The organism is Pseudomonas sp. PGPR N4, from assembly GCF_059693665.1.
The window spans coordinates 175,606-191,942 of the sequence record NZ_JCAUKV010000002.1 but is presented as its reverse complement, the minus strand read 5'-3'; the positions used below and the strand labels follow the sequence as shown (position 1 = coordinate 191,942).

General features: G+C 63.8%; 15 protein-coding genes. 11 read left to right on the top strand and 4 right to left on the bottom strand.

Features of this window, described 5'->3' with window-relative positions:
- Positions 1 to 111: 111 nt before the first annotated feature.
- On the top strand, positions 112 to 1,395 hold the full coding sequence (gene cytX / locus AC58X1_RS10540; protein ID WP_497428819.1) for a putative hydroxymethylpyrimidine transporter CytX: 1,284 nt from the start codon (positions 112 to 114) through the stop codon (positions 1,393 to 1,395).
- On the opposite strand, the gene AC58X1_RS10535 is transcribed toward cytX, so the two are convergent.
- Positions 1,364 to 2,110, bottom strand: a complete 747-nt coding sequence (locus AC58X1_RS10535; protein WP_150571107.1) for an RsiV family protein — start codon at positions 2,108 to 2,110, stop codon at positions 1,364 to 1,366. The genes cytX and AC58X1_RS10535 overlap by 32 nt on opposite strands.
- 184 nt (positions 2,111 to 2,294) lie before the next feature.
- Between AC58X1_RS10535 and AC58X1_RS10530 the strand changes: the two genes are divergently transcribed.
- The 9 genes from AC58X1_RS10530 (at position 2,295) to AC58X1_RS10490 (ending at position 11,583) form a co-directional block, all read left to right on the top strand.
- Positions 2,295 to 2,912 (top strand): NUDIX domain-containing protein, encoded by a 618-nt coding sequence (locus AC58X1_RS10530; RefSeq protein WP_101315863.1) that lies wholly within the window; start codon positions 2,295 to 2,297, stop codon positions 2,910 to 2,912.
- Positions 2,903 to 3,355 (top strand): DUF1249 domain-containing protein, encoded by a 453-nt coding sequence (locus AC58X1_RS10525; protein WP_101315865.1) that lies wholly within the window; start codon positions 2,903 to 2,905, stop codon positions 3,353 to 3,355. The genes AC58X1_RS10530 and AC58X1_RS10525 overlap by 10 nt, the downstream gene beginning before the upstream one ends.
- 85 nt (positions 3,356 to 3,440) lie before the next feature.
- Entirely contained in the window at positions 3,441 to 4,250 is an 810-nt protein-coding gene (cpdA, locus tag AC58X1_RS10520; RefSeq protein ID WP_188035213.1) for a 3',5'-cyclic-AMP phosphodiesterase, read from the top strand.
- A 134-nt stretch (positions 4,251 to 4,384) separates the two neighbouring features.
- Positions 4,385 to 4,993, top strand: coding sequence for a YqiA/YcfP family alpha/beta fold hydrolase (locus AC58X1_RS10515; protein WP_101315869.1), 609 nt, complete (start codon positions 4,385 to 4,387; stop codon positions 4,991 to 4,993).
- A gap of 34 nt (positions 4,994 to 5,027) precedes the next feature.
- Positions 5,028 to 6,932 (top strand): DNA topoisomerase IV subunit B, encoded by a 1,905-nt coding sequence (parE, locus tag AC58X1_RS10510; RefSeq protein WP_101315871.1) that lies wholly within the window; start codon positions 5,028 to 5,030, stop codon positions 6,930 to 6,932.
- Positions 6,932 to 7,915: an esterase-like activity of phytase family protein gene (locus AC58X1_RS10505; RefSeq protein WP_497428970.1), complete on the top strand. Its 984-nt coding sequence runs from the start codon at positions 6,932 to 6,934 to the stop codon at positions 7,913 to 7,915. Before parE ends, AC58X1_RS10505 begins: the two co-directional genes overlap by 1 nt.
- Positions 7,912 to 8,430, top strand: a complete 519-nt coding sequence (locus tag AC58X1_RS10500; protein WP_497428818.1) for a retropepsin-like aspartic protease family protein — start codon at positions 7,912 to 7,914, stop codon at positions 8,428 to 8,430. Before AC58X1_RS10505 ends, AC58X1_RS10500 begins: the two co-directional genes overlap by 4 nt.
- A gap of 10 nt (positions 8,431 to 8,440) precedes the next feature.
- Positions 8,441 to 10,699 (top strand): DNA topoisomerase IV subunit A, encoded by a 2,259-nt coding sequence (parC, locus tag AC58X1_RS10495; protein WP_101315877.1) that lies wholly within the window; start codon positions 8,441 to 8,443, stop codon positions 10,697 to 10,699.
- Between the two features lie 173 nt (positions 10,700 to 10,872).
- Positions 10,873 to 11,583, top strand: a complete 711-nt coding sequence (locus AC58X1_RS10490) for a PqiC family protein (protein WP_101315879.1) — start codon at positions 10,873 to 10,875, stop codon at positions 11,581 to 11,583.
- Between the two features lie 114 nt (positions 11,584 to 11,697).
- Here the strand turns inward: AC58X1_RS10490 and AC58X1_RS10485 are convergent, their stop codons facing one another.
- Entirely contained in the window at positions 11,698 to 13,170 is a 1,473-nt protein-coding gene (locus AC58X1_RS10485) for a histidine kinase (protein WP_101315881.1), read from the bottom strand.
- A 135-nt stretch (positions 13,171 to 13,305) separates the two neighbouring features.
- Between AC58X1_RS10485 and serB the strand changes: the two genes are divergently transcribed.
- Entirely contained in the window at positions 13,306 to 14,520 is a 1,215-nt protein-coding gene (serB, locus tag AC58X1_RS10480; protein WP_101315883.1) for a phosphoserine phosphatase SerB, read from the top strand.
- Positions 14,521 to 14,612: 92 nt separating this feature from the next.
- On the opposite strand, the gene asd is transcribed toward serB, so the two are convergent.
- The gene (gene asd, locus AC58X1_RS10475) at positions 14,613 to 15,476 is read right to left on the bottom strand and encodes an archaetidylserine decarboxylase (protein ID WP_186700664.1); all 864 of its coding nucleotides are present in this window, start codon (positions 15,474 to 15,476) and stop codon (positions 14,613 to 14,615) included.
- Between the two features lie 9 nt (positions 15,477 to 15,485).
- On the bottom strand, positions 15,486 to 16,295 hold the full coding sequence (locus AC58X1_RS10470) for a rhodanese-like domain-containing protein (protein WP_497428817.1): 810 nt from the start codon (positions 16,293 to 16,295) through the stop codon (positions 15,486 to 15,488).
- Between the last annotated feature and the right edge of the window lie 42 nt (positions 16,296 to 16,337).

Below are 16,337 nucleotides of genomic sequence, written 5' to 3'. Positions count from 1 at the left end.
AACCCGCTCCCACAGGTTTAGGCGGCGCTGCAAAACCTTGTGGGAGCGGGTTTACCCGCGAACGAGCGCGAAGCCCTCGCATCTCCACAATAACTCCGGCGAGCATCAACTATGACCACCCCCAGCAACTTCTCCCCCGATCAGCCGATCCCCGCCAGCCAGCGCCTGTTTGGCGGGCGGGACCTGTTTGTCCTGTGGTTCTCCCTTGGCACTGGCTTGATGGTGCTGCAGGTCGGCGCCATGCTTGCTCCAGGCCTGGGCCTGGCCGGCGCGATGCTGGCAATCGTGCTCGGCACTGCGGTTGGCGTGCTGCTGCTGGCTGCCGCCGGGGTGATCGGCAGTGACACCGGCCTGTCGGCCATGGGCACCTTGCGCTTGAGCCTTGGCCGGCACGGCGTGCGCCTGCCGGCAGTGCTCAACTTGCTCCAGCTGATTGGCTGGGGCTCGTTCGAAATCATCGTCATGCGCGACGCCGCCAGCCTGCTCGGCGCGCGGGCGTTCGGAGCCGATAGTGCCTGGACCAACCCGCTACTGTGGACGCTGTGCTTTGGCGCGTTGGCAACGCTGCTGGCAATCTGCGGCCCGCTGACCTTCGTGCGCAAGATCTTGCGCAAGTGGGGTATCTGGCTATTGATCGGCGCCTGCCTGTGGCTGACCTGGAACCTGTTTGCCAAGGCCGATCTGAGCGCTATCTGGCAGCGTGCCGGCGATGGCTCGATGTCGCTGGCAGTCGGTTTTGACATCGTCATCGCCATGCCGCTGTCGTGGTTGCCGTTGATTGCCGACTATTCGCGCTTCGCCCAGCATGCGGGCCGCGTGTTCAGTGGCACCGTGCTCGGTTATCTGCTTGGTAATGCCTGGCTGATGAGCCTTGGCGTTGCCTACACCCTGGCCTTTGCGCCAAGCGGTGAGGCCAATGCCCTGCTGCTGGCGCTGGCCGGCGCCGGCTTGGGTATCCCGCTGTTGTTGATTCTGCTGGATGAGACCGAGAACGCTTTTGCCGATATCCATTCCGGCGCGGTCTCCACCGGCTTGCTGCTGCCGATCAAGGTCGAACACCTGGCCCTGGCGATCGGCCTGCTGTGCACGCTGATCGCCTGCCTGGCGCCGCTGGCCCAGTACGAGAACTTCCTGCTGTTGATCGGTTCGGTGTTCGCGCCGCTGTTCGGCGTGGTGCTGACGGACCACTTCGTGATCCGCCAGCGCCAGTTGCCGACCCGTGTCGACGGCTTGCACTGGCAGGCGCTGCTGGCCTGGGCGGTGGGCGTCGCGGCCTATCATGGCATTGCCAATCTGGCCCCGGAGGTCGGTGCAACCCTGCCGGCGTTGGTGCTGGCAGGGCTGCTGTACGGGCTATTGAGTGTCAGCCGCGGCCGGGAAACAGCTCAGGCTTGATCACGCCATTCAGGCGCGGGTAGGGGATCTTCAGCTCGACGTGGCCCATGGAGTAGGGCGCGATGGCATACACCTCGTACTTCACCACGACCGCACCGTAGGTCAGGGCGATGTGCGGGGACTTCTTGAACGGCCAGGTCTTGACGAATTCGGCGTCCTTGTCCATGCCGGTGCTGATCATCCAGGCGCGGTGCGACTCTTCGACGGTTTTCCAGAAGGTGTCTTCCTGGCCTGGCACCAGCATGTCCTGCAGGGTCAGGACCTTGTCCTGCTTGCGCGAGTAGTTGATGAACGCGCGGCCGGGCATGCCGTGGGCGCCACCACTGTCGAGGTAGCTGGACAGCTCGATGATCACCAAGCCGTCATGCTGTTCACGTACCTTGGCTTGCAGGTAGCTGCTGTTGCGCTTGTCGGCGCTGGCCAGGTACTGATCCTCGTAGGCCTTGAGCGAGGTCGGCGCGCTGCTGCGGGCGTTGTCGGTGGTCAGTTGCAGCAGGCGGCTTTCGACGATGGCATCGAGCTTGGGCAGCGCCGGGAAGTGCACGGTGTCGATGTTCACCAGCGGGCAGTCGCTGGCACTGCAGCCCGGCTTGACGTGCTCCCAGGCATCGCGCTTGACCTCGAGTGGGGCCCGGTAATTGGGCGCGAACAGGCTCTGGCAGGCGCTCAGTGCCACCGCCAGCACAGCCACGGAAGTCAGTTTGACTAGCGTCATGATGATCCTTGCAGAACTTGGATAGTCGGCCTTGGACCGTCGGCAAAGCCGTCGGTTCGCCACTAAGCTAACAGACATGACGCACCCGCTTCCAGCAGCCTGAACGGTCAACGGAAAGGGGTGAAACCCGGTCAAACGCAGAGTAGGATGGCGCGATGCGGTAGTTGAGGTAATGAGGATTTCCATGACAGACACGTCCAATTCGGTGCCCAAGACGGTTGAGATCGTCAAGCGCGAGAACTGCTTCCAGGGCTTTTACAAGCTCGACAAGCTGCACCTGCGCCATGAGCTGTTCGCCGGCGGCATGAGCCGTGAGATCAGCCGCGAGCTGTTCGTGCGCCACGATGCAGTGTGCGTGCTGCCGTACGATCCGCTGCGCGACGAGGTGGTGCTGATCGAGCAGTTCCGCGCTGGCGCCATGGGCAAGGTGGCCAATCCCTGGCTGATTGAAATGGTCGCGGGCCTGATCGACAAGGACGAGCAGCCTGAAGAGGTTGCCCATCGCGAAGCCGAAGAAGAAGCCGGCCTGACCTTCTCGGCCCTGTGGCCGATGACCCGCTACTTCCCATCGCCGGGCGGCAGCGACGAGTTCGTGCATCTGTTTCTCGGCCGCTGCGTCAGCGAAGGTGCCGGCGGCTTGCATGGGCTGGAGGAAGAGGGCGAGGATATCCGCGTGCGCGCCTGGTCGTTCGAGGACGCCCTGCAGGCGGTACGTGACGGGCGCATCTGCAACGCGGCCAGCATCATCGGCCTGCAATGGCTGGCGCTGAACCGCGACGAAGTACGGGGGATGTGGAAGTGAACCTGCTGCGCGAGCGTTATCGGGTCGATCTGGTCGGACTGCAAAGTGCCTGCGAGGCCAACTACGCTCGCTTGATGCGCCTGCTGCCGGACATGCGTACTACCCAGAGCTCGCGGCGCATCGGTATGACCCAGGGCGACCAGATGCTTGGCGTGCTGGTGCTGGACGTGCTGCTGACGTGCCCATACACCACCACCCTGCGCGTGCGTCAGGAACATAGCCTGCCCTGGCTGCCGGTGCCGCAGTTGGAAGTGCAGGTGTACCACGATGCGCGCATGGCCGAAGTGGTCAGCGCCGAGCATGCACGGCGCTTTCGCAGCATCTACCCGTACCCCAACGAAGCCATGCACCAGCCCGACGAGAAGGCCCAGCTCAATCTGTTTCTCGGCGAATGGCTGAGTCACTGCCTGGCCTGCGGCCATGAACTGGCGGCAGTACGCTGAAAATGTGATGCGAGTCGGCTTCGCCGGCTTGCGTGAAAGCTGTCAGCGGCGATAATCGCGCAGAACTCGCTCGAGGAGACGGCCGTTGCCGCAGCCCAACCATCCCCACGCACCGATCAATGTCGTGCAACTGACCGACGCCCATCTGTTTGCTGATCCGGCAGGCACCCTGCTGGGCCTGAATACCCGCGGCAGCCTGCAGCATGTGATCGACCAGGTGCATCGCGAACAACCTGCAATCGACTTGCTGCTGTGCACCGGCGACCTGTCGCAGGATGCCAGCGCGACGGCCTATCGCGCCTTTGCCGAGATGACGGCGACGCTGCGCGCGCCAGCCCGCTGGCTACCGGGCAACCATGATCAGGCGCGAGTGATGGCCGAGGTGGCGCAAGGTACGGATTTGTTGCAGTCGGTAACCGATGTGGGCAACTGGCGCATCATCATGCTCGACTCGGCAGTGGTGGGCGCGACCCATGGCCTGCTCGCGCCGGCGCAGCTTGCCGTCCTCGATCAAGCCCTGAACAGTGTCCCCCAGCGCCATTGCCTGATCTGCTGTCACCACCAGCCGGTGGACATCGGCTGCGCCTGGATGGCGCCGATCGGCCTGCGCAACAGCGATGAGTTGCTGCAACGGGTGCAGGCTCACCCGCAGGTGCGCGCGGTGCTCTGGGGGCATGTGCACCAAGCCTTCGAGCAGACGCGTGACGGCGTGCGCTACATGGCCACACCGTCGACCTGCATCCAGTTCGCCCCGGGTAGCGTTGACTTCAAGGTCAGTGAAGAGTTGCCGGGATACCGCTGGCTGCGCCTGCATGCAGACGGTCAGCTGGAAACAGGCGTAGAGCGGGCGCTGGATTATGTGCTGCAGCTGGATTTCAACAGCCCCGGTTATTGAGCGCGCAGCCCCCAGCGACCTTGAACAATGTATTACGAAAATCCCGAAGCAGCGCCAATGCTCGGCGAACACGCTACACTGCGCGTCCCTGCGCCCCAACTGGCGGGCGCGCCGCAGCAGACACTGGGGGCAGCATGTCGGGTTCCATCCTTTATATACACGGCTTCAACAGCTCGCCGCTATCGACCAAGGCGCGCCAGCTTGAGGCTGTTATGCAGCAACTGGGCCTGGCTGGCCAGTTGCGCATCCCCGCGCTGCACCATCATCCGCGTGAGGCGATTGGCCAGCTCGAAGCCGCCATTGCCGAGCTGGGCGCCCCCTTGCTGGTAGGCAGTTCGCTGGGCGGCTACTATGCGACCCATCTGGCCGAGCGGCATGGCCTCAAGGCCCTGCTGATCAACCCGGCGGTAGCGCCGCACCGCTTGTTCGACGGCTACCTGGGCACCCAGCGCAACCTGTATACCGATGAGCCCTGGGAGCTGACCCTGGACCACGTGCAGGCCCTGGCCGAGCTCGAAGTGGCGCCGCCAACCGACGCCGCGCGCTACCAGGTGTGGTTGCAGACCGCCGATGAAACCCTCGACTACCGCCACGCCGCTGCCTACTACCAGGCCTGCGCGCTGCGTATCGAAGCCGGTGGCGACCACAGTTTCCAGGGCTTCACCAAGCGCCTGCCGGCGTTGCTGGCTTTTGCCGGCATTGCCCGCGAGCAATATGCGGCGCTCGATTTTTCTGTATTTTGATTTTTCGCATTCACCAGACTGACGACGAGAACCCATGGCCAACCCCAGCGCTAGCGCCTATAACGCCGACGCCATCGAAGTCCTCTCCGGCCTCGATCCGGTGCGTAAACGGCCCGGTATGTACACCGACACCAGCCGGCCCAACCACCTGGCCCAGGAAGTCATCGACAACAGTGTCGACGAAGCCCTGGCCGGCCACGCCCGCTCGGTGCAGGTCATCCTGCATGCCGACCACTCGCTGGAAGTCAGCGACGATGGCCGGGGCATGCCGGTCGACATCCACCCAGAAGAGGGCGTCTCGGGTGTCGAACTGATCCTCACCAAACTGCACGCCGGCGGCAAGTTCTCGAACAAGAACTACCAGTTCTCCGGTGGTCTGCACGGCGTTGGTATCTCGGTGGTCAACGCCTTGTCGACCCAGGTTCGGGTGCGGGTCAAGCGTGACGGCAACGAATACCAGATGACCTTCGCCGACGGCTACAAGGCCACCGAGCTGGAAGTGATCGGTACGGTCGGCAAGCGCAACACCGGTACCAGCGTGTATTTCAGCCCAGATCCGAAGTACTTCGACTCGCCGAAGTTTTCCATCAGCCGCCTCAAGCATGTGCTCAAGGCCAAGGCCGTGCTGTGCCCGGGCTTGTCGATCAGCTTCGAAGACAAGGCCAGCGGCGAGAAAGTCGAGTGGCACTACGAAGACGGCCTGCGATCGTACCTGGTCGATTCGGTCAGCGACTTCCTGCGGCTGCCCGACGAGCCGTTCTGTGGCAGCCTGGCCGGTAACAAGGAAGCGGTCGACTGGGCCCTGCTGTGGTTGCCCGAGGGCGGCGACAGCGTGCAGGAAAGCTACGTCAACCTGATCCCGACGGCGCAAGGGGGTACCCACGTCAACGGCCTGCGTCAGGGCCTGCTGGATGCCATGCGCGAGTTCTGCGAGTTCCGCAACCTGCTGCCGCGTGGGGTCAAGCTGGCGCCGGAAGACATCTGGGAGCGGATCAGCTTCGTCCTGTCGATGAAGATGCAGGAGCCGCAGTTCTCCGGCCAGACCAAAGAGCGCCTGTCCTCGCGCGAGGCGGCGGCGTTCGTCTCCGGCGTGGTCAAGGATGCCTTCAGCCTGTGGCTCAACGCGCACCCCGAACTGGGCATGCAGCTGGCGGAGCTTGCCATCAGCAACGCGGGTCGCCGCCTCAAGGCGAGCAAGAAGGTCGAGCGCAAGCGCATTACCCAGGGCCCGGCACTGCCCGGCAAGCTGGCCGACTGCGCTGGCCAGGACCCGATGCGCTCCGAGCTGTTCCTGGTCGAGGGTGACTCCGCCGGCGGTTCGGCGAAGCAGGCGCGAGACAAGGAATTCCAGGCCATCCTGCCGCTGCGCGGGAAGATCCTCAATACCTGGGAAGTCGACGGCGGCGAAGTGCTGGCCAGCCAGGAAGTGCACAACATCGCCGTGGCCATCGGTGTCGATCCGGGTGCCACCGACCTGTCGCAGCTGCGCTACGGCAAGATCTGCATCCTCGCCGACGCCGACTCCGACGGCCTGCACATCGCCACCTTGCTCTGCGCCTTGTTCGTGCAGCACTTCCGGCCGTTGGTCGAGGCGGGCAACGTCTACGTCGCCATGCCGCCGCTGTACCGCATCGACCTGGGCAAGGAGATCTACTACGCCCTCGACGAAGCGGAGCGTGACGGCATTCTTGACCGTTTGGTCGCCGAGAAAAAACGCGGCAAGCCGCAGGTCACCCGCTTCAAGGGCCTGGGTGAGATGAACCCGCCGCAGTTGCGCGAAACCACCATGGACCCGAACACCCGGCGCCTGGTGCAGTTGACTCTGGATGACGTCGAGGCCACCTGCGAGCTGATGGACAAGCTGCTGGCGAAGAAGCGCGCCGGTGATCGCAAGAGCTGGCTGGAAACCAAAGGCAACCTGGCTGAGGTCATGGTTTGATTGTTCGGTTGCTTGCCGCAGTACTGGCCCTGGTCGCTTTGCCGAGTCTGGCGAGCGACTGGCCGGAGCTGAAGCTGAGCAGCGAGCACGCCATTGACGGTATGCCCAGCGGCAACCTCTCGGGCCTGGCGATGTGCCGTGGCGCGCTGTGGGGTGTATCCGACCGCGATGACGACCGGATCTACCGCTTCGAGCAGCGCGATGGCGCCTGGCAGGCCGAAGCGATGCCCTTCAGCGCGCCGCCGGTGCCTGACAGTGGCTTGCCATTAGGCTTGAAGGTGCGCAGTTGGGCGGTCGCCGCAGTGCGCGGTGGTGAATTGGACTTTGAAGGTATCAGCTGCGATCAGGCGGGTAACTTATACTTGGTCAGCGAATCCCATGCGGCGGTGCTGCAGCTGCCGCTGCAAGGTGAGCCGAACTGGTTGAAGATCGACCCGTTGATGGTTGGCCGGGCACGTGCCAGCGGCATGCTGCTGCGCTTCAATGGCTTGTTCGAGGGGTTGGTGATCAACCCTGCGGGCGATCGCCTATGGCTGGCCGCCGAACGGGAACGGCGCGGCCTGGTTGCGTTGCAACGCCAGCAGTCGCTGTGGACCTGCGTGCGCAGCTGTGTGCTGTTCAGCGAGGCTGGGGTCGAGATGCAGCCGCCGCAAGTGGACAAGCCGCGGCCGGTGTCGCGCGATTTTGCCGACCTGGCGCTGTATGCCGGCAAGCTGTTTACCCTGGAGCGTAATGCCTACCGGGTATGCCGGCGCGACGTGGACAGCGGCGCCGTCGAACGCTGCTGGTCGTTTGCCGCCGATGCGCTGACCGAGGCGCGCCGCTATGACCAACTGTTTGGCGTCGCCGAAGCCTTGATCATCGATAACGAGGGCGCCTGGATTGGCGTGGACAACAACAACGGCGCCCGCGGCGATGGCGAAGTACGGCCGATCGTCTGGCGCTTTGCTGCGCCACAAGGCGGCTGGAGTGGCAAACCATGAGCCAGCCGGCCGGCAAGCGCGCGGGCAGGGTGCTGATGATTCTCGCTTGGGCGGCGGCGATGTTTCTTGCCACGCGCTTTTTTGGCGTCTGGGAGGATCAGCAGCGCAACCCCAATGCGCAACCCGAGTCGGCCCATGGTGACGGTTTCATCGAAGTTCGCTTACTGAGCAATGGTCAGGGCCACTTCGTCGCCGACGGCGCAATTAACGGCCAGACCGCACACTTCATGCTCGACACCGGCGCGACCGATGTCGCCATCCCCGAGTCGCTGGCCAAAGGCCTTGAGCTGCAACGCGGTGCGCCTGTGCTGGTGAGTACCGCCAATGGCCGCACTGAAGGCTACCGGACCCGTCTGGACAGCCTGCAACTGGGTGATATCCGCCTGCAGGGCGTACGCGCCCTGGTGGTGCCCGGCCTTGACGGCACAACCGTGCTGCTCGGCATGAGCGCCCTCAAACAACTTGAATTTACCCAGCGCGGCGGCAGCATGCTGTTGCGCCAGAACCTGAAATGACGAGGCCCGCATGAGCGACTCACTGGAACTCAGTCTCGACGGCGTCGAGCGCCGTTCCCTGGCTGACTTCACCGAACAGGCCTACCTCAACTACTCCATGTACGTGATCATGGACCGCGCCCTGCCGCATATCGGCGACGGCCTCAAGCCTGTGCAGCGGCGCATTGTCTATGCCATGAGCGAGTTGGGTCTGGATGCCGATTCCAAGCACAAGAAGTCGGCGCGTACCGTCGGCGACGTGCTCGGCAAGTTCCACCCGCACGGCGACTCGGCCTGCTATGAAGCCATGGTGCTGATGGCGCAGCCGTTCAGCTACCGCTATACCCTGGTCGACGGCCAGGGCAACTGGGGTGCGCCGGACGATCCGAAGTCGTTCGCGGCCATGCGTTATACCGAGGCGCGCCTGTCGCGCTACTCCGAAGTGCTGCTCGACGAAGTCGGCCAGGGCACGGTCGACTGGGTGCCCAACTTCGACGGCACTCTGCAGGAGCCGTCGGTTCTGCCGGCGCGGCTGCCGAATATCCTCCTCAACGGCACCACCGGTATTGCTGTGGGCATGGCCACCGATGTGCCGCCGCACAACCTGCGCGAAGTCGCCAGCGCCTGTGTGCGCCTGCTCGACGAGCCGAAAGCGACCATCGAGCAGCTTTGCGAGCACATTCAAGGCCCGGACTATCCGACCGAAGCCGAGATCATCACGCCGCGTGCCGACATCTTGAAGATGTACGAGAGCGGCAAAGGCTCGATCCGCATGCGTGCGGTGTACCGCGTCGAGGATGGCGACATTGTCGTCACCGCCTTGCCGCACCAGGTCTCCGGGGCCAAGGTGCTCGAGCAGATCGCTGCGCAGATGCAGGCCAAGAAGCTGCCAATGGTGGCTGACCTGCGCGACGAGTCCGATCATGAGAACCCATGCCGAATCGTGATCATCCCGCGCTCCAATCGGGTCGATGCCGACGAGCTGATGCAGCACCTGTTCGCCACCACTGATCTGGAAAGCAGCTACCGGGTCAACGTCAACATCATCGGCCTCGACGGCCGGCCGCAACTGAAAAACCTGCGGCTGTTGCTGCAGGAATGGTTGCAGTTCCGCGTCGGCACCGTGCGCCGGCGCCTGCAGCACCGCCTGGACAAGGTCGAGCGGCGCCTGCACCTGTTGGACGGCTTGCTCACGGCGTTTCTCAACCTGGATGAAGTTATCCACATCATCCGTACCGAAGAGCACCCCAAGCAGGCGTTGATTGCCCGCTTCGAGCTGACCGAAATCCAGGCTGAATACATCCTCGAGACGCGCCTGCGCCAGCTGGCTCGCCTGGAAGAAATGAAAATCCGCGGTGAGCAGGACGAACTGCTTAAAGAGCAGGCCAAGCTGCAAGCCCTGCTGGGTAGCGACGCCAAGCTGAAAAAGCTGGTGCGCAGCGAGCTGATCAAAGATGCCGAGAAGTATGGCGACGACCGTCGCTCGCCAATTGTCGAGCGCAGCGAAGCCAAGGCACTCTCGGAAAACGAGCTGATGCCGACCGAGCCGGTCACCGTGGTGCTTTCGGAAAAAGGCTGGGTGCGTTGCGCCAAGGGCCATGACATCGATGCCACCGGGCTTTCCTACAAAGCCGGTGACGGCTTCAAGGCCGCTGCGGCGGGGCGCTCCAACCAGTTTGCCGTGCTGATCGACTCCACCGGGCGCAGTTATTCGGTGGCCGCGCACACGTTGCCCTCGGCCCGTGGCCAGGGCGAGCCGCTGACCGGGCGGCTGACACCGCCGCCGGGGGCGACCTTCGAGTGCGTGCTGCTGCCCGAGGACGACGCCCTGTATGTGGTGGCCTCCGACGCGGGTTACGGCTTCGTGGTCAAGGGCGAAGACCTGCAGGCCAAGAACAAGGCCGGCAAGGGTTTGCTCAGCCTGCCCAACGGCGCCAAGGTGATCCCGCCGCGGCCGGTGAGCAACCGCGAGCAGGACTGGCTGGCAGCGGTGACCACCGAAGGCCGCTTGCTGGTGTTCAAGGTCGCCGACCTGCCGCAGCTGGGCAAGGGCAAGGGCAACAAGATCATTGGCGTACCGGGCGACCGGGTTGCCAGTCGCGAGGAGTACGTCACCGACCTGGCCGTCATCAGCGAGGGGTCGACCCTTGTATTGCAGGCTGGCAAGCGTACCCTGTCGCTCAAACCAGATGATCTGGAGCATTACAAGGGCGAACGCGGTCGGCGAGGCAGCAAGCTGCCCCGCGGCTTCCAGCGCGTCGATGGGCTGCTGGTGGAAGCTTCGAGCTAACCAGGCGAGTCGTCTGAACCGGCACTTTCGGCGTTGTTCGCGGCGGAACTACTGGAGTCGGACGACCTTTTCGCGGATGATAGGCGCTCGCGGCGCCGGCGTGGCCGAGCGCCCCAAAGACTCTACATGTGTATCACTGCGGTATGCCGAATGGCTGCCACCTGGATGGGATGATGAAATTTCCGCGCTTTCCATTTGCGCTGTTGATGACCGGCCTGCTGGGCCTGGGCGGGTGCAGTGTGCACCAGCCGGTAGCCCTGTATCAGCTGGACAGTGGTGAACCTGGCCAGCCTTCGCAGAGTGCCGGTATGGCTGTGGTGCTGGGCCCGGTTTCGGTGGCTGACTACCTGCAGCGCGAGACCTTTTTGCAGCGCCAGGCAGACGGCAGCCTGACTTCGGCGACGGACGGTCGTTGGGCGGGCAGCCTGTCTTCGGATATTGACCAGCTGCTGGTGCGCCAGCTGGCCTGGCGTCTGGACAGCCAACGGGTGGTGCTGGCGCCGGCGAGCAGTGGTTTTGCGCCGGACGTGCAGGTGCTGCTGTCGATCACTCGGCTGGATTCGGGCAAGGATCAGCCGGCCATTCTGGATGCACAGTGGCGCCTGCTGGATCGCCGCGGCAATGTGCGTGACAACCGCATAGTGCACCTTGAGCAACCGCATGAGGGCAGCGAGTCTTCCCAGGTGCAGGCGCAAGGGCAGTTGTTGCAGAAGCTGGCCGAGCAGTTGAGCAACGCGGTCAAGCCGCTGGCCAATCAGCCGGCCCTGGCTGAAGAAACCCGCAAGAAGCCGGCGGCGCCGGTGCAGGTCAAGAAGACCCCAGAGAAGTCGAAGATCCCGATTGCTTCGCCGGTGCGTACCGATATGGAAGTGTTCAGGTTCTGAGTTTGAATCGAGGCGCTTGCAAAGGCCGCCCCTGAAGAGATCTGTGGGGGCGGCCTTTTTGTTTGTGCGGGTTGTGGGAGCGGGCTCACCCGCTCCCACAGGGTGGACCAATCCTCAGGCCCGGCGCTCGTGCATGCGCGCCAGTTGCCGCTCCAGCATCGACGGGTACGGCTCCATCAACCGCTCGACACAGCATGCACCCTCAGGGCTGGCAATCGGGCGGATGCGGGCGCGTTGGCGGACCAGCGCATCATCGGTGATCTTGCGCTCGACCAACAGCAGGTTGCGGCTGTGCTGCGACAGGGCCAGGGCATCCTGGGCTTTTTCGGTCATCAGCAGATCGACCTGCTCGAGTCCTTGCAGGTCATCACCCACGGTCAGCCCCAGTTGCAGCTGCAAGGTGATGCCGCTATCGGCCACTTCGATCTGCAGGGCATGGCCCAGGGCGCGCAGCAGCTCGCCGCAGCAGATGGCATTGGTCAGGTAGTCTTCACCCGTCTCGCGGCTGTGGAACAGCAGCAAGGTGCTGCCGTCGGTCAGGGTGAAGGTTTCACCTTCATACAGCGAAGCAGCCTGCTCGAGGCAGTCGCGATAACGTTCGAGCAGCTCGGTCAGGCGCGTGCGCGGCAGGCGGCGCAGTTGCTCCTGCGAACCCAGCTGTACGGCCAGTACGGCGCTGTACTGCGGTTCGGTCGAGACGGGCGCGGCCACAACCGGCTTGGCGCTGCTTTGCTCGACGTCGATCAGGCCGGCAAAGGCTTCATCGTCTTCCTCATCCTGCTGGGCAATAGCCCGGCTGCGGGCAGCGACACTGGTGGTTGCCGGGGCGTGATCAAGGTCGGCGAAGTCATGCTCGTCGTCGTGCTCTTCCTCTTCTTCCGGCTCAGGCGGCGGCGGTGGCGCGAGGCGGGCATGCAACTGACGGGCAAGGTCGCCGATCTCGTCCTGACGATCGATGGCCGGGGTGTACGGGTGGGGATCACGCAGCCAGACCCGCAGCTGCAGCAGCGGCGTGGAGATGTAGCGGCCCAGGCGCAGGCTCAGGGTCAGGGCCAAGACCAGCAGGATCCCCGCCAGAATACCCATGCTCTGCAAGCTGATCAGCATCGGTTGCTGGAACTCGCTCATGTCCAGGCTGATGCGCAGTTGCCCGGCGGTCACGTCCTGAAAGGTGATCTTGGTCTGGTACAGGCCTTCGGCTTCACCCAGCAGGGTATTTTTCGGGCGCTGACCGGCCTCGGCGAGGATGCGGTTGTCGACGCTGTAGATGGCGGCGTGGGCCACCAGCGGGTTCTTCACCAGATTGCCCAGCAGCACGTTGAGGCTGAGGATGTCGTTGGACACCAGCAGTTCGGTCGCCGAGGTGGCCGTCTGGATGGTCAGGCTCTGCCCCAGGGCGTCCGCCTGCTCATGCATGGCCTGCTTGAACTGCAGGCCCATCACGCAGGCATAGATCACCAGCGCCATGGCCACCAGGAAAATATTGGTGCTGGCGATACGCAATGCCAAGGGTACGCGGCGTTGGCGCAGAGCATGGAACAGCATCAGGAAGAAGTTATCGGATTTAACTGGCGTGGGCCGGTTCACAGAGCGCGGCTCTTTATGACGAGAAAGTGCTGCGCAGTATAGCGACCCGGCATTTGTCGGCAAAGTGCAAGTGGCGCCCGATAGTCACCGAAAGTCGGTAGAATGCGCATTTTTCATCGAAGTCGGAGCCAGGTTGTGCGCGAAATCGTTCTGATCAACATCACCGGTGAAGACCGCCCAGGTCTCACTGCCGCCATCACCGGCGTCCTGCTCCAGGGCGGTGTGAACATTCTCGACATCGGCCTGGCCGTGATGCACGGCACTTTGTCGTTCGGCATCCTCGTCGATATCCCGGATAACGAAGTCGCCACGCAGTTGCTGCACAGCGTGCAGAGCAAGGCCCACGAGCTCAATCTGCAGGCACGCTACACACCGATTTCCGAGGCTGACTACCAGCACTGGGCCGATGGCCAGGGCGACGCCCGGCAGATTGTCACCTTGCTCAGCCGCAAGGTCACCCCCGAGCAGCTGCAGCGGGTCAGTGCGATCATCAGCCAGTATGGCCTGACCATCGAGCGCATCGAACGCCTGTCGGCGCGGGTGGCGCTGAACGCCGACAGCGAGCACGGCAAAGCGTGTCTGGAGATTTCTGTGCGCGGCGAGCCGAGTGATGCTCAGGCCCTGCGTGCCGCGTTCTTCACGTTGTCTGAAGAGCTGGCCGTGGATATCGCCTTCCAGAAGGATGACCTGTTCCGCCGCAACCGCCGGCTGGCGGTGTTCGACATGGATTCGACGCTGATCGAAGCCGAAGTCATCGACGAGCTGGCCAAGGCCGCCGGCGTCGGCGAGCAGGTTTCCGCCATTACCGAGCGGGCCATGCGCGGCGAGCTGGATTTTCGCGCCAGCTTCAAGGAGCGCATGGCGTTGCTCAAAGGCCTGGACGTTAAGGTACTGGACGAGATCGGCGCATCGCTGCGCTTGACCGAGGGCGCCGAAAACCTGTTCGCCGAGCTCAAGCGCCTGGGTTACAAGACCGCCATCCTGTCCGGTGGCTTTACCTACTTCGCCAAGCAGGTACAGGCGCGGCTGGGTATCGACTATGTGTTCGCCAACGAGCTGGAAGTGGTCGACGGCAAGGTCACAGGCGTGGCCATCGAGCCAATTGTCGATGCCCAGCGTAAAGCTGACCTGTTGCAGGAGCTGGCCAGCAAGGAAGGCCTGCAACTGGCACAAACCATCGCTGTAGGCGACGGCGCCAACGATCTGCCCATGCTGTCGCTGGCAGGGCTGGGCGTGGCCTTCCGCGCCAAACCACTGGTGCGCCAGTCGGCCAAACAGGCGATCTCGACCCTTGGTCTGGATGGAGTGCTGTATCTGCTCGGCTTGCGCGACCGCGACGCTCGCGGCTGATCTGAGGCTGTAAGGGGCCGCTTTTGCGGCTCCGACAAACTAAAAGGCCCCGCATGGTTTGCGCCATGCGGGGCCTTTTATTAGGCGGCGGATCAGACTGCGGTCGGTACCGCCAGCAGTTCACCCATGCGCACGGCAGAGCCGGCACCGAGGCTTTCAGCCCACTTCACCTGCTCCGGGCCAAACAGCACGATGGCAGTGGAGCCCAGCTTGAAACGGCCCAGTTCGGCGCCTTTTTCCAGGTGGATCGGTGTGCGGCTGGCTTCGTCGTAGCGGAAGGTCTTCAGCTCACGCTTGGGCGGCGTGACCAGCCCGGCCCAGACGGTTTCGATCGAAGCCACGATCATCGCCCCGACCAGCACCACGGCCATCGGCCCGCGCTCGGTATCGAACAGGCAGACCACGCGCTCGTTGCGGGCAAACAGCTCCGGTACGTTTTCGGCAGTGGTCTGGTTGACCGAGAACAGCCGGCCTGGCACGTAGACCATCTCGCGCAGGGTGCCGGCCAGCGGCATGTGCACGCGGTGGTAGTCCTTCGGCGACAGGTAGATGGTGGCGAACTCGCCGCCCATGAACGGTGCGGCCAGCGCCGGATCGCCGCCGAGCAGCTCCAGCGCGCTGTAACCATGGCCCTTGGCCTGGAAGATGCGGCCGTGCTCGATCGGGCCGAGTTGGCTGACGGCACCATCGGCCGGGCACAGAATGGCCCCTGGAGTTTCATCCAGCGGGCGCGCACCTGGCTTCAGGGCGCGGGTGAAGAAGGCGTTGAAGTGCTCATAGGCGCTGAGGTCTTCGACCAGCGCTTCGGACATGTCGACCTGATAACGCTTGGCGAACCAGGCGGTGAAGGCATTCTTGAACCAGCGCGCGCGGCACTCGGCAACACAACCGGCCAGGCGTGACAGCAGATGGTGCGGCAGCAGGTACTGACTGATGATGAACAAACGCGATTTCATTGAATTTCCTTAAACCTCTACGGGCGTGTCCGGATGGTTGCCCCATTCGCCCCACGAGCCGGCGTACGCCTTGACCCGGGGGTAGCCGAGGGACTTGGCCACCAGATAGGTAAAGCCTGAACGGTGATGGGTCTGGCAATGGGTGATCACTTCCTTGTCGGGAGTGATACCCAGATTTTGCAGGATCTCGGCCATGTCCTTGCGGATGCGCAGGTGGTCATTCATGTCCATGCCTGCGGTCCACTCAAAGTTGACGGCGCCGGGGATGTGCCCGCCCTTGGCCGCGAGCACTTTCTCGCCCCGATATTCACCCGGCGCGCGAGCGTCCCAGATGGCCAGGTCGGCAGCGCCGAGGCGGCTCTGCAGGTATTCGCGGGTGGCGGTCGGCTCGTCGTTTATGGTCAGGCTGACCGAGCCGGTGGCGCTGGCGGGCGTCTCGGTCGACAGCTGATCAGCCGGCCAGGCCTGGATACCACCGTTGAGGTAGTGATACTGCGCATGACCGATGACATCCAGCAGCCAGATGAAACGCCCGGCCCAGCCACCGCCTTCGTCGTCGTAAACCACATAGACGGCATCGTCACGATGGCCGAGTTCGGCGAACAGCTTTTCCAGGTCGGCGCGCGCCGGCAGTAGCCCAGGCGCCGGCGGTTGGCCCAGCTGGCTACGCTTGGGGTCGACGAAGCGCGCACCGGGTACGTGGCCGCTGCCATAGCGGTTGGCGCTGGTCAGGTCGACCACGATCAGCGCGGGCGAACCCAGGCGTGGCAACAGGTCTTGCGCTTCGATAACCAGCGGCAAGCCGGAAAAATCAGTCATCCACAGTCTCCAGGTGGAACGCGAGGGGGCGATTGTAGCGTA